General features: G+C 66.0%; 21 protein-coding genes. 13 read left to right on the forward strand and 8 right to left on the reverse strand.

What is annotated here, in order from left to right:
- The first annotated feature begins 20 nt into the window (after nucleotides 1-20).
- From ACN2C8_RS08485 to ACN2C8_RS08495, 3 genes are all read left to right on the forward strand, one after another.
- Entirely contained in the window at nucleotides 21-1694 is a 1674-nt protein-coding gene (locus ACN2C8_RS08485; RefSeq protein WP_419255435.1) for an electron transfer flavoprotein-ubiquinone oxidoreductase, read from the forward strand.
- Nucleotides 1695-1818: 124 nt separating this feature from the next.
- Nucleotides 1819-3543, forward strand: coding sequence for a tetratricopeptide repeat protein (locus tag ACN2C8_RS08490; protein WP_419255437.1), 1725 nt, complete (start codon nucleotides 1819-1821; stop codon nucleotides 3541-3543).
- A 40-nt stretch (nucleotides 3544-3583) separates the two neighbouring features.
- Nucleotides 3584-4468: a 4-(cytidine 5'-diphospho)-2-C-methyl-D-erythritol kinase gene (locus tag ACN2C8_RS08495; protein ID WP_419255439.1), complete on the forward strand. Its 885-nt coding sequence runs from the start codon at nucleotides 3584-3586 to the stop codon at nucleotides 4466-4468.
- On the opposite strand, the gene ACN2C8_RS08500 is transcribed toward ACN2C8_RS08495, so the two are convergent.
- Entirely contained in the window at nucleotides 4465-5595 is a 1131-nt protein-coding gene (locus tag ACN2C8_RS08500) for a glycosyltransferase family 4 protein (RefSeq protein ID WP_419255441.1), read from the reverse strand. The two genes, ACN2C8_RS08495 and ACN2C8_RS08500, sit on opposite strands and share 4 nt — an antisense overlap.
- Before the next feature lie 128 nt (nucleotides 5596-5723).
- Between ACN2C8_RS08500 and ACN2C8_RS08505 the strand changes: the two genes are divergently transcribed.
- Nucleotides 5724-6362, forward strand: a complete 639-nt coding sequence (locus tag ACN2C8_RS08505; RefSeq protein ID WP_419255443.1) for a peptidylprolyl isomerase — start codon at nucleotides 5724-5726, stop codon at nucleotides 6360-6362.
- A 91-nt stretch (nucleotides 6363-6453) separates the two neighbouring features.
- Here the strand turns inward: ACN2C8_RS08505 and ACN2C8_RS08510 are convergent, their stop codons facing one another.
- A complete protein-coding gene (locus tag ACN2C8_RS08510; protein WP_419255445.1) occupies nucleotides 6454-7989 on the reverse strand; it encodes an ammonium transporter in 1536 nt (511 codons plus the stop codon).
- Nucleotides 7990-8017: 28 nt separating this feature from the next.
- Nucleotides 8018-8356: a P-II family nitrogen regulator gene (locus tag ACN2C8_RS08515; RefSeq protein ID WP_062146628.1), complete on the reverse strand. Its 339-nt coding sequence runs from the start codon at nucleotides 8354-8356 to the stop codon at nucleotides 8018-8020.
- A 116-nt stretch (nucleotides 8357-8472) separates the two neighbouring features.
- Here ACN2C8_RS08515 and ACN2C8_RS08520 point away from each other — a divergent pair, with 116 nt between their 5' ends.
- The 4 genes from ACN2C8_RS08520 to glyS all read left to right on the forward strand — a co-directional run bounded on the left by ACN2C8_RS08520 (nucleotide 8473) and on the right by glyS (nucleotide 12364).
- Nucleotides 8473-8685, forward strand: a complete 213-nt coding sequence (locus tag ACN2C8_RS08520; protein ID WP_419255447.1) for a hypothetical protein — start codon at nucleotides 8473-8475, stop codon at nucleotides 8683-8685.
- Nucleotides 8686-8772: 87 nt separating this feature from the next.
- Nucleotides 8773-9180, forward strand: coding sequence for a hypothetical protein (locus tag ACN2C8_RS08525; RefSeq protein ID WP_419255449.1), 408 nt, complete (start codon nucleotides 8773-8775; stop codon nucleotides 9178-9180).
- Nucleotides 9181-9269: 89 nt separating this feature from the next.
- Nucleotides 9270-10169: a glycine--tRNA ligase subunit alpha gene (locus ACN2C8_RS08530; RefSeq protein ID WP_419255450.1), complete on the forward strand. Its 900-nt coding sequence runs from the start codon at nucleotides 9270-9272 to the stop codon at nucleotides 10167-10169.
- 5 nt (nucleotides 10170-10174) lie between these two features.
- Nucleotides 10175-12364 (forward strand): glycine--tRNA ligase subunit beta, encoded by a 2190-nt coding sequence (gene glyS / locus ACN2C8_RS08535; RefSeq protein WP_419255452.1) that lies wholly within the window; start codon nucleotides 10175-10177, stop codon nucleotides 12362-12364.
- Nucleotides 12365-12549: 185 nt separating this feature from the next.
- On the opposite strand, the gene ACN2C8_RS08540 is transcribed toward glyS, so the two are convergent.
- On the reverse strand, nucleotides 12550-12876 hold the full coding sequence (locus ACN2C8_RS08540) for a GIY-YIG nuclease family protein (protein WP_419255454.1): 327 nt from the start codon (nucleotides 12874-12876) through the stop codon (nucleotides 12550-12552).
- A 405-nt stretch (nucleotides 12877-13281) separates the two neighbouring features.
- Between ACN2C8_RS08540 and ppdK the strand changes: the two genes are divergently transcribed.
- From ppdK to ACN2C8_RS08555, 3 genes are all read left to right on the forward strand, one after another.
- Nucleotides 13282-15966 (forward strand): pyruvate, phosphate dikinase, encoded by a 2685-nt coding sequence (ppdK, locus tag ACN2C8_RS08545; protein WP_419255456.1) that lies wholly within the window; start codon nucleotides 13282-13284, stop codon nucleotides 15964-15966.
- Between the two features lie 153 nt (nucleotides 15967-16119).
- Nucleotides 16120-16479, forward strand: coding sequence for a hypothetical protein (locus tag ACN2C8_RS08550; protein WP_419255458.1), 360 nt, complete (start codon nucleotides 16120-16122; stop codon nucleotides 16477-16479).
- A gap of 262 nt (nucleotides 16480-16741) precedes the next feature.
- Nucleotides 16742-17671: a DUF4861 family protein gene (locus ACN2C8_RS08555; protein WP_419255460.1), complete on the forward strand. Its 930-nt coding sequence runs from the start codon at nucleotides 16742-16744 to the stop codon at nucleotides 17669-17671.
- 54 nt (nucleotides 17672-17725) lie between these two features.
- Here the strand turns inward: ACN2C8_RS08555 and wrbA are convergent, their stop codons facing one another.
- On the reverse strand, nucleotides 17726-18325 hold the full coding sequence (gene wrbA / locus ACN2C8_RS08560) for an NAD(P)H:quinone oxidoreductase (protein WP_419255461.1): 600 nt from the start codon (nucleotides 18323-18325) through the stop codon (nucleotides 17726-17728).
- Nucleotides 18326-18412: 87 nt separating this feature from the next.
- Nucleotides 18413-19111 carry a pirin family protein gene (locus ACN2C8_RS08565; protein WP_419255463.1) on the reverse strand — a complete coding sequence of 233 codons (699 nt, stop codon included), beginning with the start codon at nucleotides 19109-19111 and terminating at the stop codon, nucleotides 18413-18415.
- A gap of 135 nt (nucleotides 19112-19246) precedes the next feature.
- Here ACN2C8_RS08565 and ACN2C8_RS08570 point away from each other — a divergent pair, with 135 nt between their 5' ends.
- Nucleotides 19247-20182 carry a LysR family transcriptional regulator gene (locus tag ACN2C8_RS08570; RefSeq protein WP_419255465.1) on the forward strand — a complete coding sequence of 312 codons (936 nt, stop codon included), beginning with the start codon at nucleotides 19247-19249 and terminating at the stop codon, nucleotides 20180-20182.
- Here ACN2C8_RS08570 and ACN2C8_RS08575 read toward each other — a convergent pair.
- Together ACN2C8_RS08575 and ACN2C8_RS08580 are read right to left on the reverse strand one after the other, a co-directional pair.
- The gene (locus ACN2C8_RS08575; RefSeq protein ID WP_419255467.1) at nucleotides 20154-21752 is read right to left on the reverse strand and encodes a beta strand repeat-containing protein; all 1599 of its coding nucleotides are present in this window, start codon (nucleotides 21750-21752) and stop codon (nucleotides 20154-20156) included. The two genes, ACN2C8_RS08570 and ACN2C8_RS08575, sit on opposite strands and share 29 nt — an antisense overlap.
- A 153-nt stretch (nucleotides 21753-21905) precedes the next feature.
- The gene (locus tag ACN2C8_RS08580; protein ID WP_419255469.1) at nucleotides 21906-23243 is read right to left on the reverse strand and encodes an Hsp70 family protein; all 1338 of its coding nucleotides are present in this window, start codon (nucleotides 23241-23243) and stop codon (nucleotides 21906-21908) included.
- Nucleotides 23244-23356: 113 nt separating this feature from the next.
- Between ACN2C8_RS08580 and ACN2C8_RS08585 the strand changes: the two genes are divergently transcribed.
- On the forward strand, nucleotides 23357-24538 hold the full coding sequence (locus tag ACN2C8_RS08585) for an NAD(P)/FAD-dependent oxidoreductase (protein WP_419255471.1): 1182 nt from the start codon (nucleotides 23357-23359) through the stop codon (nucleotides 24536-24538).
- The last annotated feature ends 71 nt before the right edge of the window (nucleotides 24539-24609 follow it).

The following is a 24609-nucleotide window of genomic DNA, read 5'->3' on the forward strand; positions in this document are numbered from 1 at the left end:
GGCCCGGGGCGGGAGATCCCATGAGCGAAGTCCTCGAACGCGAGTCGATGGAATACGACGTCGTTATCGTCGGCGGCGGCCCCGCTGGCCTGTCGGCTGCCATCCGCCTCAAGCAACTGGCCGCTGAAGCCGGAACAGAAATCTCCGTCGCCCTGCTGGAAAAGGGTTCCGAGGTCGGCGCGCACATCCTTTCGGGCGCGGTGATCGACCCCAAGGCGCTCAATGAACTCTTCCCCGACTGGCGGGACGATGACGCCCCGCTCGAGACTCCCGTCACTAAGGACCGCTTCCTGATCCTGGGTCCCCAGGGCGAGATGTCGCTGCCGATGTTCGCCCTGCCGCCGTTCATGCACAACGACGGCTGCTACATCGCCTCTCTGGGCAATGTCACCCGCTGGCTGGCTGGCAAGGCCGAGGAACTGGGCGTCGAGATCTATCCGGGCTTCGCCGCCTCCGACATGGTCTGGAATGACGACGGTTCGCTGAAGGGCGTTGTGGTCGGCGTGGTCGGCATCGCCAAGAGCGGCGAGCACAAGCCCGACTACCAGCCCGGTATGGAACTGCATGGCAAGTACGTGTTCATCGCCGAGGGCGTGCGCGGCTCGCTGGCCAAACAATTGATCGCCAAGTTCGACCTGTCGGCCGGCAAGTCGCCGCAGAAGTACGGCCTGGGCATCAAGGAGCTGTGGCAGGTGCCGCCCGAGAAGCACCAGCCCGGCCTGGCCGAGCACACCACCGGCTGGCCGCTGGACGACAAGACCGGCGGCGGCAGCTTCATGTACCACTTCGGCGATAACTACGTGTCGATCGGCTATGTGGTGCACCTGAACTACAAGAACCCGTGGCTGTCGCCGTTCGACGAGTTCCAGCGCTTCAAGCAGCACCCGTCAGTCAGGCCGCACCTGGAAGGCGGTCGCCGGATCTCCTACGGTGCGCGGGCCATCACCGAGGGTGGTTACCAGTCGATCCCCAAGCTGACCTTCCCGGGCGGTGCGCTGATCGGCTGCTCGGCCGGCTTCGTCAACGTGCCCCGCATCAAGGGCAGCCACAATGCCATGAAGACCGGCATGCTGGCGGCCGAACAGGCCTTCAAGGCCCTGGCCGCCGGCCGCGCCAGTGACGAGCTGGTCGAGTATCAGGACGCCTTCGAGAAGAGCTGGGTCGCCAAGGAACTGAAGGTCGTCCGCAACGCCAAGCCGCTGCTGGGCAAGTTGGGTACTTTCCTGGGCGGCGCTGTCGGCATGTTCGACATGTGGGTCACCCACCTGACTGGCGGCTTCTCGTTCTTCGGCACGATGAAGCACGACAAGACCGACGCGGCCTCGACGGGCCTGGCCAAGGATTTCAAGCCGATCGTCTACCCCAAGCCCGACGGTGTGATCAGCTTCGACAAGCTGAGCTCGGTGTTCCTGTCGGCCACCAACCATGAGGAAGACCAGCCCGCTCACCTGACGCTGAAGGATCCGTCGATCCCGATCTCGGTCAACCTGCCCAAGTACGGAGAACCGGCGCGGCTCTACTGCCCGGCCGGCGTCTATGAGGTGCTGTACAACGAGCAGGGGACTGATCCGCGCTTCCAGATCAACGCCCAGAACTGCGTCCACTGCAAAACCTGCGACATCAAGGATCCGTCGCAGAACATCGTCTGGACAACGCCCGAAGGCGGCGGCGGCCCCAACTATCCGAACATGTGACGACAAAGGCCTCCTGATCCAGCAGATCGGGAGGCCTTTTTGTTGGCGTGCTCTGGGCCCAACAAGCGTTTTTGCCGCGCGCCCCGGACTTGCGGCGCGCGTCGAAACCCAACAGGGTGCCAGCATGCGTTTTAAAGTCCTCCTCGCCGCCGCGTCCCTGCTCACCCTGACGGCCTGCGCCTCGACCCCGGATGTCGCCCTGCGCGGTCCGGTATCGGCCGGCTACTCCTTGTTCGACTTGCGCAGTTCCTATGGTCAGTTCCTTGCGGGGCAGGCAGCGTTGCGTGATGGCCGTACGCGCGAGGCGGCGGACTATTTCGGCGTCGCGGGCGTACTGGCTGACGATCCAGCTATGATCAGCGAGCGGACCTTCACCGCCCTGCTGCTATCGGGCGAGGTCACCCGCGCCGCTCAAATCGCGCCTCGCGGCGAGGACGCCGGCGAGGCGGTCAAGCGACTGGCGACGCTGACCCGGATCGTGGAACTGCTGGCGGCCGGCAAGGGCAAGGACGCCCAGACCCTTCTGAAGGCCGAGCCGATCGCCTTCCCGCACCGTCCGGCCGCCGCCCTGCTGGGGCCCTGGATTGCCGCCGCCGCAGGCGACGCCGAGGGCGCGACGGTCCAGCCCAGCCTGCAGAATGACCGGCTGGTGCAGTATTTTGGCCAGCTGGGCCAGGCGCGCCTGTTCGAACGCGCCCGACGCTATGACGAGGCCGAGACCGACTACAAGGCGCTGACCTCGTCATCGAACACCGCCGGCATTTTCATGCTCGACTATGGTGCGTTCCTGGAGCGTCGCAAACGCCACGCTGATGCGATCGTGCTGTATGATCAGGCCCTCGCCGCCGATCCTTCGGACGCTGGCCTGCAAAAGGCGCGCGCGCGCGCCCTGGCCAAGAGCGCGCCGCCGCCGATGCCGTCGATCAGGCAGGGCGCAGCCCAGAACCTGGTGGCGTGCGCCGCCACCTTCGCCGGCGAACGCCAGAGCCAGTTCGCCCTGGCCTATCTGCGTCTGGCCCTGCGGCTGGATCCCGATCGCGAGGAGGCCTGGATGCTGGTCGGTGACCTGCTGAACCAGGCCGACGATCATCGCGGGGCCATCGACGCCTTTGGCCGCATTCCGGCAAGCTCGCCCCAGTACGCGACGGCCCAGGGCAAGCTGGCCTGGACCTACCAGCAGAGCGGCGACAAGCCCCGCGCGCTCGAAATCGCCCGCCAGTCGTTAGTCACCGCGCCCGGCGACCGCGACGCCCAGATCGCCCTGGCCGACCTGTTGCGCGCCAACGAGCGCTGGGACGAGTCGGTCAAGGTTCTCGACTCACTGATCGCCGGCGAGGCCGAACGGCCCGATTGGCGCGTGCTCTATCTTCGGGGCATCGCCCTGGAGCGCGCGGGTCGCTGGGCAGAGGCCCAGCAAGACCTGGGCGCAGCGCTGAAGCTCAATCCGGACGAGCCGGAGCTGCTGAACTTCCTCGGCTATTCCTGGATCGACCGTAACGAGCGTCTGCCCGAGGCCCTGGCCATGGTCCAGAAGGCCGTCGACGCCCGCCCGCAGTCGGGCGCCATGCTCGACTCGCTGGGCTGGGCCTATTACCGGATGGGCAATTACAAGATCGCCGTCGAGAAACTGGAGCAGGCCGTCGAGATGGAACCGGGCGATCCGGACGTCAACGGTCATCTGGGCGATGCTTACTGGCGCGCGGGTCGGCGGATCGAAGCCGAGTTCCAGTGGCGCCGGGTGCTGAGCCTGGAGCCGGACGCCAAGCAGAAGGCTGACGCCGAAGCCAAGCTGAAGGACGGTCTGGGCGCGGCCGGACCCGCGGTGTCATCGACCATCGCCGGCAACTGAGCTATCGAACGGGTCTAGCCGTTCGTCCTAAGGTCTCGCCATGCGCCTTTCCGCCTTCGCCCCGGCCAAGGTCAACCTGTTCCTGCACGTCGGCGGACCCGATGCGGAGGGCTATCACCCGATCTCAAGCCTGATGGTCTTCGCCAACGTCGGCGACGAGGTCTCGCTGCAGGCCAGCGACGCGCCCAGCTTTGAGACCACCGGGCCGTTCGGGGCCGGCATTCCGGCGGGCGACGACAATCTGGTTATGCGCGCGGCCCGGGCCTTCCATGCCGGCGCGGCCGCGCCTCTGCCGCCGTTCCGTCTCTTGCTCGAAAAGCGCCTGCCGATCGCCGCAGGCCTCGGGGGCGGCTCCAGCGACGCTGGAGCGGCCCTGCGCCTGCTGCGCGATGCTCTGGCTCCGGGTCTCTCTGACGAGGCTCTGGAAGCCATGGCGTCCAGTCTGGGCGCCGATGGCGCCGCTTGCCTGTGGGGCCAGCCTGTAATGGCCGAGGGGCGGGGAGAGCGGCTGTCGCCGGCGCCCGGCCTGCCGCCGCTGCACGCCGTGCTGGTCAATCCGCTAGCGCCGTCGCCGACCGGGGCGGTCTATCGCGCCTATGACGCCGCCATTGCGCCGGAAGGCGAGGCCAGGCCCTGGATGCCGGACGCCTTCGAAAGCGCCGAAGAAGTCGCCGCCTGGCTGGTCGCGGCCACCCGCAACGACCTTGAGGCGCCCGCCATCGCGCTGGAGCCCCTGATCGGCGAAGTGCTGGACATCCTGCGCGACGAACCCGAGACGCTTATGGCCCGGATGTCGGGCTCGGGCGCCACCTGCTTTGCGCTGTGCGCCGGCGACATCGAGGCCGAAGGGCTGGTCGAACGACTGGAGAGCATGCGACCCGACTGGTGGGTGCGGCGCTGCCGGCTGGACGGGGGGCTGGCCTAGATTGAGGGCGGTGTGGTGGAAGCTCCGCCGGAATTGCGCGACAGGCCTTCCAGAAGCGTCGCCCACTGCTCGGCGCGGCGATCCCAGTCGCAGGTGCTGCGGAACCACGCCATCTGCTGGTTGATGAGGCTCCCATAGAGCGTGGGATCCTGCCTGGCGCGGTGCACTTCCTGGACGACGGCGCGCGCAAACGCCCCTGACCAGCCGGATCGCGAATTATTCAGGGGCGTCAATCGACCAAAACGCCCTGAGGTCTCGCGCAAGGCGCCGACGTCTGAGCCGACTAGCATGCATCCGGCCGCGCCGCCCTCCATCATCACGATGCAGGATGTCTCAATGAACGTCGTCGGATAGGCCCAGACGTCGGCGGCCAGCATTTCTTCGGCCAGTTTCGATTGCGAGACTCCTCCAACATATTCAATGCCGGGGAGGTTGCGGGCGACTTCGTAATAGACCGAGAACTCATCCCGTTCCGGGGGGATTTGATACATGGCCTGATCGGAAAAAATCTTCAGGCGAACATTGGGCAGCGCTTTTCTGATCGTCGGAAATGACATCAGCAAGAAATCCAGCCCGCGGCCTGGCGCGCTTGCATAGAACAGTATCGGGTCTTCGCCCCGTTCTACGAACGTTGGCTTGGTCCGGGTAACGCGCGCCAGGATGGGGTTTATCGCGTTGCCGATAACCTCGCCGCTCATGCTCCATTTGCTCGAAAAGCTGTCACGCTGATAGTTGCTGACGAAAACGGTCGTGGTCCACGCTGCTCTCTCGACGGGTTCTGCGAAGGGCGCTGCGCCTTGGCTGCCAACCGCCTTGTGCTGCCAGTTGATCAGCGCCGTACCAACGCCGGCCTGACGCAGGCGCGCGGCGATTGGCGTTGTCAGAACGACCACCGCGTCCTGTTGGTTGAGATAGCTAGCCGCTGAGTCCCAATCAAAGCCGGTGCACAGCACGCCCATGACCACCTCTTCGGGCGCGCCGGGGGACATGAGGCTGACGGTATGCCCTTGGGCCGCTAGGGCGCTCGAGAGGAAGCAGGCCGCCGATTGGGTGCCACCCAGTGGCCGTGAGAATGGCGTTTCCGGCGTGTAGCGCAGTCCGGATGTATCAACGAATGCGATTTTCACGGCAGTCCCAATAGTCGTTCATCACGCGGGTATGAGGTGAATGCGATATGGCTTTCCCGTTGGCAATCCACTTGCCAGCAAAAAGGAATGCTGCTCGGCTTCCTTGTCCCTGGTCCATTGGAGCGTCCATGTATCGCCGCGATCTACTCGCCGTCGCCCTGACCCTGGTCGCCGCGCCAGCCCTGGCACAGACAGCCCCGACCCCACCTGCCGCCCCCGCCGCGCCCAGGACCGTCCGGGTCAATGTCGAGACCGGGCAGGGCGTCATCGTCATCGAGCTCTATGTCGAGCAGGCCCCGATCACCACGGCCAACTTCCTGCGCTATGTCGACCAGAAGCGCTATGACGGCGCCACGTTCTTCCGGGCCTCGCGGTCGCCGGGACCGGTTGACTACGGCCTGATCCAGGGTGGGCTGCAGGGCGATCCGGCCAGGGTGCTGAAACCCATCGCTCATGAGCCCACCACCCAGACGGGGATCAAGCACACCAACGGGGTGGTCTCGATCGCTCGCAACGCGCCGGGCACGGCGACCTCGGATTTCTTCATCTGCGTCGGCGACGCGCCCTATCTGGACGCCGACCCTGCCGCGCCGGGCGACAATGCCGGGTTCGCGGCGTTCGGCAAGGTGGTCGAGGGCATGGACGTGGTCCACAAGATTATCAATCTGCCAACGCCTGGCGTGGCGGTGAACCCGGTCATGAAGGGCCAGATCCTGGAGCCGCCGGTGCCGATCCTGAGAGCGCGCCGGGCGCCTGTGGCCCCCTAAACGGTCAGCCGCCTGGACAAAAAGAACCGGACAAAAAGAAAGGGCGCGGAGCCAAGCTCCGCGCCCTTCGCCTTTTCAGCTGTGCCGAAGCCTAGCTGTGATAGGCGCGCTCGCCGTGTTCGGCGATGTCCAGGCCTTCTTCTTCGGCGTCCGGCGCGGCGCGGAGACCGATGACCAGCTTGATCAGGAAGAAGACGATGGCCGAAGCAATGGCCGACCAGACGACGGTCAGGCCAACGGCCTTGGCCTGGATCAGGAGTTGAGCGATAGGCTCGTACGAGGCCAGGGCGTCGCAGGTCGAGATATCGCCGTCCTTGGCGCAGGTCGTGTAGTCGACGATGCCGGCGCCGCCCCAGACGGGGTTGACCAGCAGGCCGGTGGCCAGGGCGCCGACGATGCCGCCGATGCCATGGATGCCGAAGGCGTCCAGGCTGTCATCGTACTTCAGCGTGTTCTTCACGACCGAGCAGAAGAAGATGCACAGCGGCGAGACGATCAGACCCAGGATCACAGCGCCCATCGGGCCGGCGAAACCCGCGGCCGGGGTGATGGCGACAAGGCCAGCCACGACGCCCGACGCCAGGCCCAGGGCCGAAGGCTTCTTGCGGGTAACCCACTCCACCAGGATCCACGACAGACCGGCGGCGGCGGTGGCGACGAAGGTGTTGATCATCGCCAGCGAGGCGTAGCCGTTGGCTTCAAGGTTGGAGCCGGCGTTGAAGCCGAACCAGCCCACCCACAGCAGACCGGCGCCCACGAGGGTCAGGGTCAGCGAGTGCGGCGGCATCGGCTCTTTGCCGTAGCCTTGACGCTTGCCGAGGATCAGGGCGCCGACGAGGGCGGCGATACCGGCGTTGATGTGCACCACGGTGCCACCAGCGAAGTCCAGAGCGCCCCAGGCCCAGATCTGGCCGGCCTTGATCGGCGCGGTCGGATCACCAGCGATGGCGTCCGGACCCGGCCACCACCAGACCATGTGCGCGATCGGATAGTAGGAGAGCAGGGGCCACAGGACCGCGAAAGCGACGATCGCGGCGAACTTCATCCGCTCGACCAGCGAGCCGATGACCAGCGCGGCGGTGATCGCGGCGAACGTGGCCTGGAAGGCGACGAAGGTCAGTTCCGGGATCACGACGCCGGTCGAGAACGTCGCGACGTTGCTGGCCGGAGTCACATCCTTCAGGAACAGACGACCAAGGCCGCCGACATACTTGTCCCAGCTGCCGCCATCGGTGAAGGCGAAGCTGTAGCCCCACAGCACCCAGGCGACGAAGCCGATGATGGCGACGGTCGAGACCTGCATCATCACCGACAGCATGTTCTTGGAGCGGACCAGGCCGCCGTAGAACAGGGCCAGGCCCGGCAGGATCATCAGCAGGACCAGGACGGTCGAGGTCAGCATCCAGGCATTGTCGCCCTTGTCCGGAACCGGCGCCGCAGCGGCGGGAGCGGCTTCGGCGGGCGCGGCTTCAGGAGCCGGAGCGGCTTCAGGCGCCGGCGCGGCCTCTGCGGGCGCGGCGGCGACGGCGGGCGCCGCTTCCTGTGCGAAGGCCACAGCCCCCAGCGGGGCTCCGGCCAGTGTCGCGGCGAGCAGCAGCCCGGCCAGCGGTTTGAAGGTCAATTTCATCGTCGGTTATCCCCTGTTCCCGATGGCACTAAAGAGCGGCCGGGCCGGTTTCACCGGTCCGGATGCGCACGGCGTCTTCCACGTTCAGAACGAAGATCTTGCCATCGCCGATCTTGCCCGTGGCCGCCGCGGCCTTCACGGCCTCGACCGCCTTGGCCGCGGACGCATCGTCCACGACCGCTTCCAGTTTCACCTTGGGAACGAAGTTCACTTGGTACTCCGCACCCCGGTAGATTTCGGTCTGGCCCTTCTGGCGGCCGTAACCCTTAACTTCCGACACCGTCAGCCCCTCGACGCCAGCGGCGACGAGCGCCTCACGGACCTCGTCGAGCTTGAAGGGTTTGACGACCGCTATGATCAGTTTCATCCGCCTTGCTCCGGCCCGCCGATATCGCGGGCTCCCCTTGCTTGGTTGCCGTGCGCTTTGCGCCCGGGTGATCACCGCCGAAGCCGCCACTACGCGCTGCATCGTTTTCCCCGGCGATGGTCACGCTATCGGTCGAGGTCGGCGAGGTGCGGTCGCGCGACAAGGAATTGGAAAGGAAATGGGCAAGACGCTCAAAATCAAAGCATGAGGCGCGGCCGGTGCAGCAAAAAGCAGCACTATCGCCGGATGAGGACGCTCTGACCGTCGGCGAGATGCCTGCTGTCGAGCAGGAAAGTCAGGGCCGGCGCCGCAAGGCTGTTCGTCCTTGAACCCGCCCCAGGGTCACGAGCCCGTGATGATCGGCAACCGGCATTCGTCCCAAGCGTAGTTGAAGCCTGGAACACGAGGAGCTCATCATGTCCATGTCGCGCCTGTTCGCCGTCGCCGCCGCCACCGCCTTGATGTCCGGCGCCGCCCTAGCCCAAACCACCACCACGACAACCACCCCAGCGCCCGTCGATCAGGCGCCGGTCAACCCGGCCGCCCCGGCGTCGATGATGTCCGATCCAAATATGATGATGATGCCCGATCACAGCATGATGAGCCCTAAGCTGGCCACCACGCCCTCGGCCTCGACCCTGGGGACCGACACCGCCGGCGTCGTGCCGATGTCGTCCCAGTCGCCGGAGGTCCAGGCGACTTTGAAGGCCGGTGATCCGAATGTGGTCTCCAATGCGCCGATCGCCGACACCCCCGAGAACCGCGCCAAGTACGGCAAGCCGATGAGCAATGCCGGCAAGCGCTCAGCCGCCAAGGGCAACTAGCCCCTTCGCGACGAAGCCAACATCGCTTGAAGCACCAGTCGGTGGGCCCTATGGTCCGCCGACTTTTTTCTGGCCCTGTTCGGACACTGATGTCGCGCCCCAAGCCCACCTCGTTTCAAGCCCTGATCCTGACGCTCCACAACTATTGGAGTGAACATGGCTGCGCGATCCTGCAGCCGCACGACATCGAGGTGGGGGCAGGGACCCTGCATCCGGCCACGGTACTGCGGGCCCTGGGTCCCAAGCCGTGGAACGCCGCCTATGTGCAGCCCTCGCGCCGTCCGGGCGACGGTCGCTATGGCGAGAACCCCAACCGGCTGCAGCACTATTACCAATATCAGGTGATCCTGAAGCCCAACCCGCCCAACATGCAGGACCTGTATCTGGGCTCGCTGGAAGCGATCGGCCTGGACCTGCGCCTGCACGACATCCGCTTCGTCGAGGACGACTGGGAAAACCCCACCGTCGGCGCCTGGGGCCTGGGCTGGGAAGTCTGGTGCGACGGCATGGAAGTCAGCCAATACACCTACTTCCAGCAGGTGGGCGGCCTGGACGTCTCGCCGGTGGCCGGCGAGCTGACCTACGGCCTGGAACGCCTGGCGATGTACGTGTTCGGCGTCGACAACGTCTATGACCTGCCGTTCAACGATCCGCAGTCGCCGCTGGGCGCGATGACCTATGGCGACGTGTTCCTCGAGAACGAGCGCCAGCATTCGGAAGCCAATTTCCACGGCTATGACGTCGCCGTGCTGAAGGGGCAGTTTGAGGACATGGAGCGCCAGGTCCCGCTGATGCTGGCCCGCGACTATCAGGGCAAGTCACTGGTCCTCCCCGCCTACGACATGGTCCTCAAGGCCAGCCACCTTTTCAACCTGATGAACGCCCGCGGCGCGATCGCCGTCGCCGAGCGCGCCAGCTACATCGGACGCATCCGCGACCTTTGTAAGATGTGCGCCTCGGAGTGGGTGAAGCAGCAGGAAGCCGCGTAAGTCACATGCCCCAACTTCTCCTCGAACTGTTCTCCGAAGAAATCCCGGCGCGCATGCAGGCCAATGCGGCCCGCGACCTGGAACGCATGGCGCGCGAGCACCTGGCCGCCGCCGGCTTCCTGCCCGAGGCCCTGAAGACCTTTGCCGGTCCGCGCCGCCTGACCCTGGTGGTCGAGGGCCTGCCGATCGCCCAGGCCGACCGCAAGGAAGAGCTGAAGGGGCCCCGCGTCGGCGCGCCGCCCCAGGCCATGGAAGGCTTCCTGCGCAAGGCCGGCCTGACCCAGGACCAACTGGTCGAGCGCGACGGCGTCTATATGGCCTTCATCGAGAAGACCGGCCGCCCGACGACCGAAATCATCGCCGAGATGGTCGAGGCTATCGTGCGCGGCTTCGCCTGGCCCAAGTCGATGACCTGGGGCACGTGCAAGCTGCGCTGGGTGCGTCCGCTGAAGCGTATCCTGTGCGTGTTCGATCGCGAGGTCGTGCCGCTCAGCATCGAAGGCATCGAGAGCGGCGACATCTCCGAGGGCCACCGGTTCATGGGTGACGCCCAGCCGTTCCGCGTCCGCGACTTCGACGAATACGCCAAGGGCCTGAACGACCACTTCGTCGTGCTGGACGTCGAGGAGCGCAAGGCGCGCATTCTCGAGGGCTGCAAGACCCTGTGCTTTGCCCGCAATCTGGAACTGGTCGAGGACCTGGGCCTGCTGGAGGAAGTCGCGGGTCTGGCCGAATGGCCGACGCCGGTGCTGGGCGACATGGATCCGTCGTTCCTGGACCTGCCGGCCGAGTCGATCCGCACCTCGATGCGGACGCACCAGAAGTATTTCGCCGTCCGCGATCCGGCCCGTGAGGGACTGGCCCCGCACTTCATCACCATCGCCAATATCGCCGCCGCCGACGGCGGCAAGGTGATCGCCGCCGGCAATGCCAAGGTGCTGTCGGCCCGCCTGTCCGACGCCCGCTTCTTCTGGGACGAGGACCGCAAGGCCGGCAATTTCGACGAGTGGCTGGAGAAGTTGAACGGCGTCACCTTCCACGCCAAGCTCGGGACCATGGCCGAGCGGGTCAAACGCATCGAGGCCCTGGCTCGTGAGATCGCGCCGCTGGTCGGCGCTGATGTGGAAAAGGCCGCCACGGCCGCGCGCCTGGCCAAGGCTGATCTGAGCTCGCTGATGGTCGGCGAGTTCCCCGAACTCCAGGGCCTGATGGGCGGCTACTACGCCCGCGAAGCCCAGATGGACCCCGAGATCGCCGACGCCATCCGCGACCACTACAAGCCGCAGGGCCCGGCCGACGCGGTGCCGACCGCGCCGCTGAGCGTGGCGGTGGCGCTGGCGGACAAGCTGGATACGCTGGTCGGGTTCTTCGCGATCGACGAGAAGCCGACGGGGTCGAAGGATCCCTATGCGCTGCGTCGCGCGGCGTTGGGTGTGATCCGGATCTTGCTGGCGTCCGAGACCCGTCTGACTTTCAACAGCTTGACCGCCCCGCTGTTCGAAAGCTGGGTCAGGCTTACTCACCTTGAAGGGCGCTCTGGCCTAGAAACGGCTGCAGAGACGGTCAGTTTGCAGCTGGACGCGGCGACTGCGGAAATCATGCGAAATCGAGTCACTTGGACAGACCGGTCCGAGGGTTTTGCAGTGTGGGCGATGGACGAGGGTGTGGCGAAGGCAGCTGACATGCTTTCCTTCTTCGCTGACCGCCTGAAGGTCACCCTCAAGGATCAGGGCAAGCGCCACGACCTCGTCGACGCTGTGTTCGCTCTGGGCGACGACGACCTCGTGCGCATCGTCGCCCGGGTCGAGGCGCTGGACGCCTTCCTGAAGACCGACGACGGCAAGAACTTGCTGGCCGGCTACAAGCGCGCCTCCAACATCCTCAAGGCCGAGGAGAAGAAGGGCTGGAAGGCCGAAGGCGAACGCGGCCTGCTGGACGACGCCTCGGCGCCGGAAGCGGCTCTGTACGACGCCCTGCGCATGGTCGAGCCGGCCCTGGCGGCAGCGCTGGCCAAGGAAAATTTCACCGGCGCGATGCAGGAACTGGCCGGCCTTCGCGGCCCGGTCGACGCCTTCCTCGACGGCGTGTTCGTCAATTCCGAGGTCGCCGCCGAACGCGACAACCGCCTCAAGACCCTGGCCGCCGTGCGCGACGCCATGGGGCAGGTGGCGGATTTCTCGCTGGTGGCGGGATAGTTCACACCACCACCACCACCCCTTAAACCACCGTCATCCCGGGACTTGTTCCCGGGACCCATGGTTCAGCTTCGCTGTGCGTGATCTAGCCTGCTCCGCACTTGCGGCGGATAAATGGGTCCCGGGAACAAGTCCCGGGATGACGGGATTTGTAGGAGTTAGGGCAGGGGGCCCACCCCGCAGCTTCAAAACTGCCTCGGAACCGGCGTCCAGTTCAGCACGCTGTCATAGAGATCATCCCAACGCGGATTGTCCCGCTCCAGCAGGTTGATCTTCCACTGGCGAGGCCACTCTTTCATCGTCCGCTCGCGCTGGATGGCGAGCGTCATGACCTCATGGGTTTCGTACCAGACCAGCCTCGTCAGGCCGTAGCTTTTGGTGAACCCGTCCCTCAAGCCTTCGCGGTGCTGGATCAGCCGGGCCTCGAACTGGCTGCTGACGCCGATATGGAGCGTGCCATAGGGCTGGTTGGTCATCATGTAGACGGCGATGGATGCGTCTCTGGGGACCATCGTGCCAATATACACCCATAGATAGATTTCGTCATCCCGGGACCTGTTCCCGGGACCCATCTATCCGCCGCGACGCGGAGCAGGATGATTCCGGATGGTGAAGCCAAACCCTGGGTCCCGGGAACAAGTCCGGGGATGACGGAGCTCAAACCAAAATCTCTCCGACTACGGAATCCCTCAGCTTCGCCAAATCCCAATCAAGACAACGTTGTCATTGGAAAGATTTGCCGTTTTTCGGGTCTTTGCTGCGGAACGCAAAGCGCTGGTGGACGCGTTCTTGACCTAAGTGCTAGTGAACGCCCCGGATATTGCAGTGCGGGATCAACGTTCCATGCTTTGTCCCAAGGCAAGACGACCACTCAGAAGGTCGCGGCCTGTTTCACTTATCGCAGGGTGAATTTCATTATGCCGGTTGAGACGCTGACCAAGTCCCGTTGGGTCTATTCGTTCGGAGGGGGCGGCGCTGATGGCGACGCCTCGATGAAGAATCTGCTGGGGGGCAAGGGCGCCAACCTGGCCGAGATGTCGTCGCTGGGCCTGCCGGTGCCGCCAGGCTTTACGGTGACCACCGAGGCCTGCGTCCACTACTACGCCAACGGCAAGCAGTACCCGACCGAGCTGGCCCAGCAGGTCAACGACGGCCTGGCCACGATCGAGACGATTACCGGCAAGCTGTTTGGCGACGTGGCCAACCCGCTGCTGGTCTCGGTGCGCTCGGGCGCCCGGGCCTCGATGCCGGGCATGATGGACACCGTCCTGAACCTCGGCCTCAACGACGAGACCGTCGAAGGCCTGGCCAAGCTGTCGGGCGACCGGCGCTTTGCCTATGACAGCTATCGTCGCTTCATCCAGATGTACTCGAACGTCGTGCTCGATCTGGAGCACCACATGTTCGAAGAGATCCTCGACGACCACAAGGATCGCCTGGACATCCATGTCGACACCGGTCTGACCGCCGATCACTGGGCCGCGGTGATCAAGGACTACAAGGCCGCCGTCTCGCGCGAGCTGGGCAAGCCCTTCCCGCAGGACGCCCAGGAACAGCTGTGGGGCGCCGTCGGCGCCGTGTTCGCCAGCTGGATGAACGACCGCGCCAAGTTCTATCGTCGCATGCACGACATCCCCGAGGCCTGGGGCACCGCTGTCAACATCCAGTCGATGGTGTTTGGCAATATGGGCGAGACCTCGGCGACCGGCGTCGCCTTTACCCGAAATCCCTCGAATGGCGACAACCGCCTGTATGGCGAGTTCCTGATCAACGCCCAGGGCGAGGACGTGGTCGCGGGCATCCGTACACCGCAGTCCCTGACCAAGATCGCCCGCGAAGAGATGGGCGACACGGTGCCGTCGATGGAAGAGGCGATGCCGGTGGTGTTCGCCCAGTTCAAGTCGGTGGTCGAGACGCTCGAGCGCCACTATCGCGACATGCAGGACATCGAGTTCACGGTAGAGCAGGGCACGCTCTACATGCTGCAGACCCGCAACGGCAAACGCACCGCCAAGGCGGCGCTGAAGATCGCCGTCGACATGGCGGCCGAGGGCGTGATCTCGCGCACCGAAGCCATCAACCGCGTCGAGCCGGCATCGCTGGACCAGCTGCTGCACCCGACCATCGATCCGTCGGCCCATCGCGACGTGATCGCCACCGGCCTGCCGGCATCCCCTGGCGCGGCGACCGGCAGGATCGTGTTCGACAGCGACGCCGCCGAAAAGGCCTCGGCCGCCGGCGACAGCGTCATCCTGGTGCGCGAGGAAACCTCGCCCGAGGACATCCACGGCATGCATGCGGCGCGCGGGATCATCACCGCCCGCGGCGGCATGACCAGCCACGCCGCCGTCGTGGCGCGCGGGATGGGCCGACCCTGCGTGTCCGGCGCCGGCGAAGTCAGCATCTTCCCCAAGGAAGGCCTGTTCCGGGTTCGCGGTCGCGAGTTCAAGGCCGGCGATATCATCACGATCGACGGTTCGACCGGCGAAATTCTGCTGGGTTCGCCCAAGATGATCGAGCCCGAACTGACCGGCGACTTCGCCACCCTGATGGGCTGGGCCGACGCGGTGCGTCGCCTGAAGGTGCGCGCCAACGCCGAAACGCCGCTGGACGCCAAGACCGCGCGCGGCTTCGGGGCCGAAGGCATCGGCCTGTGCCGCACCGAGCACATGTTCTTCGACGACACCCGGATCGCCGCCGTGCGCGAAATGATCCTGGCCGACGACGAGAAGGGCCGCCGTACGGCCCTGGCCAAGATCGCGCCGTTCCAGAAGGCCGACTTTGTCGAGCTGTTCACGATCATGGAAGGCCTGCCGGTCACCATCCGCCTGCTCGACCCGCCGCTGCATGAGTTCCTGCCGCACACCGAGGAAGACGTCGCGGCCGTGGCCTTGGCCACGGGGCTGGACGCCGGCAAGCTGATGCGCCGGGCCAAGGAACTGCACGAGACCAATCCCATGCTGGGCCATCGCGGTTGCCGCCTGGGCGTTTCCTATCCCGAAATCTACGAGATGCAGGTCCGGGCGATCATCGAGGCCGCCTGCGATATTGCCCGGTCGGGCAAGGCCGCGCCGATCCCCGAGATCATGCACCCGCTGGTCGCCAAGGGCGAAGAGATGAAGTACCTGCGCGACCTGACCGACCGCACCGCCAAGGCGGTGCTGGAAGAGCAGGGCATCGCGATCGAATACACGGTCGGCACGATGATCGAGCTGCCCCGCGCCGCTCTGCGCGCCGCCGACCTTGCCGCCAATGCCGAGTTCTTCAGCTTCGGCACCAACGACCTGACCCAGACCACGTTCGGCATCAGCCGCGACGACGCCGGCAAGTTCCTGGCCGCCTATATCGACAAGGGCATCTTCGACAAGGATCCCTTCGTCAGCCTCGACCAGGAAGGCGTGGGCGATCTGATCCGTATCGCCGCCGAGCGCGGCCGTGCGGCCCGTCCGGACGTCAAGCTGGGCATCTGCGGCGAACATGGCGGCGATCCCGCCTCGATCACCTTCTGCGAAAGTGTCGGCCTGGACTACGTGTCGTGCTCGCCCTACCGCGTGCCGATCGCTCGTCTGGCGGCGGCCCAGGCGGCTCTGGCCAACAAATAGGCCAAACGGTCTGCCGGTAACAATCAGGGGCGGTCGCCGATCCGGCGGCCGCCCCTTTTTGCATTCTTGAACATTGTTATCGATTTGCCGTACAGCATGGTTAAGCTCCCGCCGTCCCCGCGCAGATGGGGTTAGACATTTGGGAGAAACACGATGCGGACCTTGATGATGGCGGCCGTTCTGGCCCTGGGGATCAGCGGCGCGGCCTTGGCCGATCCGATGGCCAGCGCCTATGGCAACACTGTTGCGATCACCTATCCCAACGGCGCGGTGGCGAAGATGTTCGTCGACGCCGACGGCCAGTACACCACCAAGGGCCCCGACGGTTCGACCATGAAGGGCTCGTGGAAGATCGACGGCGCAAACACCTGCTTTACCCAGACTGACCCGGCGCCGTCGGCCGGCATGGGCGCCAATTGCAGCCCGACCGCCGAGAAAAAGGTCGGTGACACCTGGACCGCACCGGGTCCGAACGGCTCGACGATCACGATCGCGATCGTGCCGGGCCGCTAAGGACCAGGGGCCGCCGCGGCGCCGGATCGCGCCGCAGCGGCCTTGGCCTGTTTTCGCTGGCGGTCCGAGGCGGACTGGCGCATTCCGAACCTAAGACTTCTGGGAAGACGCTCAACGCAGGCCCTGACCGCGCTGGGCCTCTCCCTACTGATGACACCGGTGTCTAAGTTGGTAGCGCACGGCGTCTGCAGGGCGCGGCGCTGGCCCGTTTCGCTGATCAATCCCAATAACCCCCACGGCCTTAGTCGGACCGGAGTGAACAATGTCGAAGCGTGTCTGTCTGGTGATCGCCGGCCTGCTGGCCCAGCCTCTTGCCGCCGCGGCTCAAGGCGCGCCGGTCCCGCCGCGCCTGTCCTTCCAGATAGCCAAACCCGACATCGAGGCCCAGAAGCCCCGCGCCATGGTCGTCTATGCGCCCTATCGCTTTGACGACATCCTCTGGGAGAACGATCGCACCGCCCATCGCATCTATGGGCCCGCCCTGCAGGCGCACGAACCGCCTTCCACATCAGGCGTCGACGCCTGGGGCAAGTCGGTGCGCTGGCCGTTCATGGAGCGCCAGCTGAAGACCGGCCAGCAGCATGACTTCCATGGCGAGGGCCTGGACTACTACAATGTCGAAACCACCCGCGGGGCGGGCGGCCTGGGCGTCTGGCGGGACAACAAGCTCTGGGTGTCGCGGAACTGGAAGTCGTACACCATCCTGAAGAACGGCCCCGACGTGGCGGCCTTCAAGGTCGACTACGCCCCTTGGCCGGTGGATGTGGAGCGCAGCGTCTGGGAGACGCGGACCTTCACCCTGCCGATGGGGACCAACTTCACGCGGATGGTCTCGACCCTCGGCTCCGACAAGGCCGGGCCGCTGATCGTCGGCATCGGCATCGCCAAGCGCAAGGGCCCCAACGGAACGGGCGTGTTCGTCAAGGACCTGGCGCCGGGGCGGATGTCCTACTGGGAGCCGACCGACCCGGACAAGGGCACGATGGGCGTCGCCCTGCTGGTTGATCCGGGTTTGGTGGTCGAGATCCGGCAGGACGCTGACAACTATCTGGTGCTGGTCAAGGTCGAGCCCGGCAAGCCGTTCGTCTACTATATGGGCGCAGCCTGGGACAAAGGCCTGGACTTCCATTCGCGAGCCGAATGGGAGGCCTATGTGCGGGCCCAGGCGCCGGACTTCGATCCGGCGCACTAGCCACTTGCCCCCTCCGGGCTTCTCTGCGGCGGGGAGGGGGCAAGGGTCATAGCCTTAGCCGTGCAGCTTGATCGCGGTCTCGGCGATCTTGCGGCCCTGATAGCGGGCGCCGGTCAGTTCGTTCTCGCTGGGCTGACGCGCACCGTCGCCGCCCGCGATGGTGGTGGCGCCATAGGGGCTGCCGCCCGTGACTTCGTCGATCTTTGTCTGACCGACATGACCATAGTCGAGACCGACGATCACCATGCCAAAGTGCAGCAGGTTGGTGATGATCGAAAACAGCGTGGTTTCCTGACCACCGTGCTGCGAAGCCGTCGAGGTAAAGGCGCCGCCGACCTTGCCGTTCAGCGCGCCGCGCGCCCACAGGCCGCCGGCTTGATCCAGGAAGGCCGCCATCTGCGACGACATCCGGCCAAAGCGGGTTCCCGTGCCGATGATCACAGCGTCATAGTCGGCCAGTTCGGCAACCGTGGCGACGGGGGCGGCCTGGTCGAGCTTGAAGTGGGCGGCTTTGGCGACCTCCAGCGGCGCGGTCTCCGGGACGCGCCTGATGTCGACGCTCGCGCCGGCTTCACGGGCGCCCTCGGCCATGGCCTGAGCCATGGTCTCGATGTGACCGTAGGACGAATAGTAGAGGACGAGAACCTTGGCCATGATGGCCTCCCTGGATAGGAAATGGGGGAGCCCGGCGGGGCAAACCTGAGGGCTCGCCCCGCCGGGGAATGAACAGAGGGCTTGCGTTTAGGCGGCGTCGACCAGCACCAGCTCGGCGTCTTCGAGAGCGGTGACGGTGATGACGTCCTCGCCGGTGATGGCTGCGCCGTCGCGCGCGTCGAGTTGAACGCCGTTGACAGTGACCGAGCCGACCGCCGGCACCAGATAGGCGTGGCGGGTCTGGCCCAGGTCATAGGTCGTGCTTTCGCCGGCCTTCAGGGTGGCGCCCAGAACGCGGGCGTCGGTGCGGATCGGCAGAACGTCGCCGTCATGGTCAAAGCCGCTGGCCAGGGTCACGAACTTGCCCGAGCGGTCACCCTTGGGAAAAGGCTTGGCGCCCCAGGACGGCGCGCCGCCGGTGCGGTTGGGCTCGATCCAGATCTGGAAGATCCGGGTGGCCTCGGATTCTAGATTGTATTCCGAGTGCCGGATGCCGGTGCCGGCGCTCATCACCTGAACGTCGCCCGCCTCGGTGCGGCCCGTATTGCCCAGATTGTCCTGGTGAGTGATCGCGCCGCTGCGAACATAGGTGATGATCTCCATGTCCGAGTGCGGGTGCGGCGGGAAGCCGGTGTTGGGGGCGATCTCGTCATCGTTCCACACCCGCAGGGCGCCCCAGTTCATGTTTCTGGGGTCGTAATAGCTGGCGAAGGAAAAGTGATGCTTGGCCTTCAGCCAACCGTGGTCAGCGCCGCCAAGTGTGTCGAACTTCCTGCGATCGATCATGGCCTTAACTCCTGGAGCCCGGTCGCCGGGCTCGTTCTCGAAAAGCGCGCCGACATCGGCGCCGCTTGCTTGAGGAGAAGATAGCGATCAGGATTGATATCGAAATAGAAACTATCGAAACCTATTGTTTCCAAAATGAGCAAGCTTCCTGATCTCGAGGGCCTCGCGATTTTTGCCAAGGTGGTGGAACTGCGGTCCTTCGCCGGGGCGGCCCAGGAACTGGGGCTGTCCAAGGCGACAGTCTCCAAGGCCGTCACCCGACTGGAAACGCGGCTGGGCGCTCGATTGTTCAATCGCACCTCGCGACGCCTAGCCCTGACCGACGCCGGCCAGAGCCTGGTCGAGCCGGCGACGCGCGTGCTGGTGCAGGGCGAGGCGGCCGAGAACGCGGCCATGGCCCAGTCCGCTGCGCCACGCGGGCTGGTGCGCCTGGCGGCCCCGATGTCTTTTGGCCTGTCGGCTGTCGCGCCGATCCTGCCGGAGTTCCTGGCCGCCTATCCCGAGGTCTCGGTCGACCTGCACCTCAGCGACGCCACGGTGGATCTGATCGGTATGGGTTTCGACGCCGCGCTGCGCATCGCCGCCTTGCCGGATTCGTCGCTGCTGGCGCGACGCCTGCGGTCGGTGAAGCGCTATGTGGTCGGCGCGCCCAGCTATCTGGCGCAGCGCGGCCGTCCGACCCATCCCGGCCACCTGGCCGAGCACTGCTGCCTCGGCTACGCCTATCTGCCGACGCCCGACACCTGGCGGTTCGTCAATGCGGCCGGGGAGGAGGCTTCGATGCGTCCGGCCGGGCCGTTGAGGGTCAACAACGCCGACGCGCTAATGCCGGCCCTGCTCGCGGGGCAGGGGCTTGCGGTGCTGCCGGATTTCATCGCTGGCGCAGCCCTTGCCGACGGCCGGCTGGAGGCGGTGATGCCCGACTGGAACCCGCCGCCCATCGCGCTGCATCTGGTCATGCCGCCAGGCGGCCCCAGGCCAGCCCGGGTCGAGGCGCTGACGGCCTTCCTGACCTCGGCCCTGGGCGCCAAGGGTCGGGGCGCTACAGGCTATCCACCTGGGCCGGGGTAAAGGCGCCCACCTGTAGCGGGCTCATCGCGGCAATATTGGTGGCCGACAGCCAATCCAGCTGGGTGACTGTCAGACCGGGGATCTGGGTCGGCGTCAGATAGCCGATCTGGGTCGTGGTCAGCCCGCCGATCACCGTGGTCGACAGGGCCGAGACCTGGATAGGGGTCAGAGCGCCGATCTGGGTGCCGTTCAGGCCATTGAAGTCGGCCAGGCTCAGGCTACGCACCTGATAGGCCGTCAGGCCGCGCATTGCCGTGGCGCTGATCGAGCCGATCTGGGTGGTGTCCAGCGCCGCCAGGTTGGTGACCGACATCGCGCCGATCTGCGAGGCCGCAAGGGCGCCGATCTGGGGGGCCGAGAACTCCCCGATATCTGTGGTGCTCAAACCGCCGAGCTGGGTGGAGGTCAGGCCGCCCAGCTGGGTCGCTGACAGGCCCTGGACCTGGGTGGCGTTGAAGCCGGAGATGTTGCTGGTCGAGATCCCGCTGACCTGGCTCGCCGTCAGATCGGCGATCTGGGTCATCGACAGTTCGGCGAAATCGCCGGAGTCCAGGCCGCCCAGCTGGGTCGCGGTCAGGCCCGCGAACTGGGTGCTGCTGAGCGCTCCAATCTGGGTGCTGGTCAGGGCATTGAGATTGGTGGTCGACAGGGCGCCCAGTTGCGAAGCCGTCAGCCCTCCGACCTGGGTCGCCGACAGCTCGGCGAAGTCGGCGACGCTCAAGGTTGCGATCTGGGTGGTCGTCAGGCCGGCGATCTGGCTGGCGCTGAAGCCTGCCACTTGGGTCGCGGTCAGGGTCGAGAGGCCGGTGGCGTTGAGTCCGCCCAGCTGGGTGGCGTTCAGGGCGCCGACCTGGGTGTCTGACAGGCTCGAGACCTGGGTTCCGCTCAGTCCGGAGACCTGGGCGGCGGACAGGGCGCTGATCTGGGTGGTCGCCATCCCGTCCAGCTGGGGCGCGCTGAGAGCGCCGATCTGGCTGGCGGTCATGCCGCCAATCTGGGTCGTCGACAGGGCGGCCAGCTGCGCGGCGGCGAAGGCGGCGATGGCGACGGCCTCCAGGGCGCCGATCTGGCTGGCCGCGAGACCGCCGATCTGGCTGGCGGCCAGCTCGCCGATATCGGTTGTGCTGAGGCCCGCCATCTGGCTCGCCGTCAGGCCGGTCAGCTGGGTGACCTCCAGCGAGGCGATCTGGGTGGCGTTTAGGCCCGAGAAGCTGCTGGCCGACAGGGCCCCGACCTGGGTGGCGGTGAACACGTCAAGTTTCGCGGCGTCCAGACTGGCCAGCTGGGTCGAGGTCATGGCCCCGACCAGTTCGCCGCTGAAGGCCGTCAGCTGCTGGGCGTTGAAGGCGACGCCCGCGCCGAAGCTCGGGATCTGGCTCGCCGCGAGCCCTTTGACCTGGGTGGTCGAAAGGGACTCCACCTGGGTGGCGTCGAGCACGGCGACGGCGGTGGCGCTGATCGCGCCGACCTGGGTGCTGCTGAGGGTGGCGAGCTTGGTCGTCGACAGATCATCAATGATCGTCGCCGGGAGCGCTGCGATCTGCGCGGCTGAGAGATAGGAGATCGGCAAAGCGCTCGTCCTGACCGAAGGCTTGAGGCGGCCCTTGCTTCGACCCAGGCCTCGTTTCGAAATATTTAACCATCAGGCTAGGTGCAAAGCGAGATTCGGTCCACGTGACAAAACAGACCAGTCCAATCCTTGATTGAAGGCTGGTCTTCCGCGTCAGGCGGCTGGTCTTGCGGTCGCTTGCATGGTCCAGAGGTCGAGGTCGGTCTCACGCGCAATGAGGGCCAGGCCTGAGGCGATCGACTCGAACTCTCCGCCGCTCTCGATCCGGTCGGCCGGGAACCGGCGGTGGAAGATGTCGCGCACCGCCGGCACGAACGAGCTGCCGCCTGTCAGGAACACGCGGTCCACCTGGTCGGGCGAGAGGTTGGCGCGGGCCAGGGCCTGGTCGACCGCCTTTTCGATGGCTGTCAGTTCCGGGGCGATCCAGCCCTCGAACGTGGTCCGCTCGACCTCATGCTCGATCAGGATCGAACCGGCCTCGAAGCGGAACGTGGCGCGCTCGTGGGCCGACAGCGCCTCCTTCAGGGCCGAGACCGAGCGATAGAGGGCGTAGCCGTGATTGTCGTCCAGCACCTCGATCAGGCGGCTGATCTTCTCGGGCTCCATAGCCGTCTTTTCCAGCGAGCGGATGTCGCGCATGTCGCGCGAGGCCCGCAGCAGGGCCAGCTGATCCCAGCGAGCGAAGGCGGTGTAATAGCGCTGCGGGATCGGCAGGCGATTGTCGAAGGCGCGGTACAGCGAGCCCTTGCCCAGAGCCGGCGAGACCAGCTGGTCGATGATCCGATAGTCGAAGGCGTCGCCTGCCACGCCCACGCCCGAATGGCTGAGCGGGGTCGAGCGCAGCGTGCCGTCGGCCTCGCGCTCGAAGCGGACAAGGGAAAAGTCGCTGGTGCCGCCGCCGAAGTCGGCGACCAGCACGGTGGCGTCCTGCTTCAGCTGGCGCGCGAAGAAGAAGGCCGCGCCGACCGGCTCATAGGCGTAGCGAATATCGGTGAAGCCCAGCCGCCCGAAGGCCGCCTCGTAGCGCTGCAGGGCCAGGGTCTCGTCGGGATTGCCGCCGGCGAAGGTTACAGGTCGGCCGACGATCACCCTGGGCGGCAGTTTGGCCATAGCGTCGCCGGCGTGCTCGCGCACTTTCAGCAGGAATGCGGCCAGCAGGTCCTCGAACAGATAGCGCTTGTTGAGGATGCGGGTCTCGGTGAAGGCAGCGCTGGCCGCAAAGCTCTTGAACGACTGGATGAACCGCGTTTCCAGCGGGTCCTCCAGATAGGCCTCGATCGCCCACGGACCGGCCTCGACCACCCGCTCATTGGCCCGGCCATCGTCGCCCTGCAGGGTGTGGAAGCTCAGCGCCGAGCGGAAGGCGAACAGGTCGCCCTCGCTGGTCGGGAACCGCACCAGGCGCGCGGAGCCGTCGCCGTGCGTCATCGAGACGACGGTGTTGGTGGTGCCAAAATCGATGCCGATCGTCGGCGTAGCGACGGACGTCATGGGTCAACCGGGCTCTAGGATGGGGGCGAGGTCGTAGCCGTTGCCAGACGCGGGTTCAAGGGGCAGCGCCGCGTTTGATTGACTTCCTCGGGCGGCTCCTATGGAAGGACGCGATGGAACAGTTCGATGTCTTGGTGATCGGGGCCGGCGCGGCCGGTATGATGTGCGCAATCGAGGCGGGCAAGCGCGGGCGTTCCGTGCTGGTGATCGATCATGCCAAGGCCCCCGGCGAGAAGATCCGCATCAGCGGCGGCGGACGGTGCAACTTCACCAACATCCACGCCACGGCGGCCAATTTCCTGTCGGCCAATCCCAAGTTCTGCGTTTCGGCCCTGCGCCGCTATCGGCCGCGCGACTTCATCGCCCTGGTCGATAAGTACGCGATTGCCTATCACGAGAAAACGCTGGGCCAGCTGTTCTGCGACGGCTCGGCCATGCAGATCATCACCATGCTGCTGACCGAAATGAAGGCCGCGCGCTGCGAACTGCGGCTGGAAACCGGCGTCGACCGTATCGCCAAGGTCGAGAGCGGGTATGAGCTGGCCCTGTCGAGCGGCGCCAATGTGCGCTGCCAGTCTCTGGTGGTGGCCTGCGGCGGCAAGTCGATCCCCAAGATGGGCGCGACGGGTCTGGGCTATGAGATCGCCAAGCAGTTTGGCGTGGGCGTCGTCGAGACCCGCCCGGCGCTGGTGCCCCTGACCTTCGAGGTCAAGACACTGGAACGTCTGGTCCCGCTGTCAGGCGTGGCGCTGGACGCCGTGGTCGCCCACGGCAAGACGAAGTTCCAGGAAGGCATGCTGTTCACCCACCGGGGGCTTTCCGGCCCCTCGATCCTGCAGATCTCGTCCTATTGGCGTGAAGGCGACGAGATCCGGGTAGATATGGTGCCGGGCATCGACGCCCTGTCCGCCCTGAAGGCGGCGCGCACCGCCACGCCGCGTCGGGCGGTCTCGACCGTGATGGCCACCCTGTTGCCGCAGCGCGTGGCCCAGATCGTCTCCGACGACGAGGGCGCGCAAGGCAATATCGCTGACTGCTCCGACAAGGTGCTGGGCCGACTGGCCGCGTCGGTCAACGCCTGGACCTTCAAGCCGGTCGGCTCGGAAGGCTACCGCACGGCGGAAGTCACCCTGGGCGGGGTCGACACCAATGACCTCGACTCGCGCACACTGCAGGCCAAGGAGGTCCCGGGGCTCTATTTCATCGGCGAGGTGGTGGACGTCACCGGCTGGCTGGGCGGCTTCAATTTCCAGTGGGCCTGGGCGTCGGGCTGGAGCGCCGGGCAGGCGGTTTAGCGACTAGAGGCGCAAGTCCTCCCCCTGAAGGGGGAGGCGGCCCGAAAGGGCCGGAGGGGGAAGTCGGCAAT

Origin of the sequence: Caulobacter sp. ErkDOM-C (genome assembly GCF_048541825.1) — a bacterium.
Classification (GTDB): Bacteria; Pseudomonadota; Alphaproteobacteria; order Caulobacterales; family Caulobacteraceae; genus Caulobacter.

Coding starts and splice junctions, on each gene's coding strand:
- ACN2C8_RS08520 (WP_419255447.1), top strand. CDS start 8,473: ATGGTCACGCTATCGGTCGAGGTCGGCGAGGTGCGGTCGCGCGACAAG.
- ACN2C8_RS08525 (WP_419255449.1), top strand. CDS start 8,773: ATGTCCATGTCGCGCCTGTTCGCCGTCGCCGCCGCCACCGCCTTGATG.
- ACN2C8_RS08495 (WP_419255439.1), top strand. CDS start 3,584: ATGCGCCTTTCCGCCTTCGCCCCGGCCAAGGTCAACCTGTTCCTGCAC.
- ACN2C8_RS08540 (WP_419255454.1), bottom strand. CDS start 12,876: ATGGTCCCCAGAGACGCATCCATCGCCGTCTACATGATGACCAACCAG.
- ACN2C8_RS08485 (WP_419255435.1), top strand. CDS start 21: ATGAGCGAAGTCCTCGAACGCGAGTCGATGGAATACGACGTCGTTATC.
- wrbA (WP_419255461.1), bottom strand. CDS start 18,325: ATGGCCAAGGTTCTCGTCCTCTACTATTCGTCCTACGGTCACATCGAG.
- ACN2C8_RS08570 (WP_419255465.1), top strand. CDS start 19,247: ATGAGCAAGCTTCCTGATCTCGAGGGCCTCGCGATTTTTGCCAAGGTG.
- ACN2C8_RS08490 (WP_419255437.1), top strand. CDS start 1,819: ATGCGTTTTAAAGTCCTCCTCGCCGCCGCGTCCCTGCTCACCCTGACG.
- ACN2C8_RS08550 (WP_419255458.1), top strand. CDS start 16,120: ATGCGGACCTTGATGATGGCGGCCGTTCTGGCCCTGGGGATCAGCGGC.
- ACN2C8_RS08565 (WP_419255463.1), bottom strand. CDS start 19,111: ATGATCGATCGCAGGAAGTTCGACACACTTGGCGGCGCTGACCACGGT.
- ppdK (WP_419255456.1), top strand. CDS start 13,282: ATGCCGGTTGAGACGCTGACCAAGTCCCGTTGGGTCTATTCGTTCGGA.
- ACN2C8_RS08555 (WP_419255460.1), top strand. CDS start 16,742: ATGTCGAAGCGTGTCTGTCTGGTGATCGCCGGCCTGCTGGCCCAGCCT.
- ACN2C8_RS08505 (WP_419255443.1), top strand. CDS start 5,724: ATGTATCGCCGCGATCTACTCGCCGTCGCCCTGACCCTGGTCGCCGCG.
- ACN2C8_RS08580 (WP_419255469.1), bottom strand. CDS start 23,243: ATGACGTCCGTCGCTACGCCGACGATCGGCATCGATTTTGGCACCACC.
- ACN2C8_RS08510 (WP_419255445.1), bottom strand. CDS start 7,989: ATGAAATTGACCTTCAAACCGCTGGCCGGGCTGCTGCTCGCCGCGACA.
- ACN2C8_RS08585 (WP_419255471.1), top strand. CDS start 23,357: ATGGAACAGTTCGATGTCTTGGTGATCGGGGCCGGCGCGGCCGGTATG.
- glyS (WP_419255452.1), top strand. CDS start 10,175: ATGCCCCAACTTCTCCTCGAACTGTTCTCCGAAGAAATCCCGGCGCGC.
- ACN2C8_RS08515 (WP_062146628.1), bottom strand. CDS start 8,356: ATGAAACTGATCATAGCGGTCGTCAAACCCTTCAAGCTCGACGAGGTC.
- ACN2C8_RS08530 (WP_419255450.1), top strand. CDS start 9,270: ATGTCGCGCCCCAAGCCCACCTCGTTTCAAGCCCTGATCCTGACGCTC.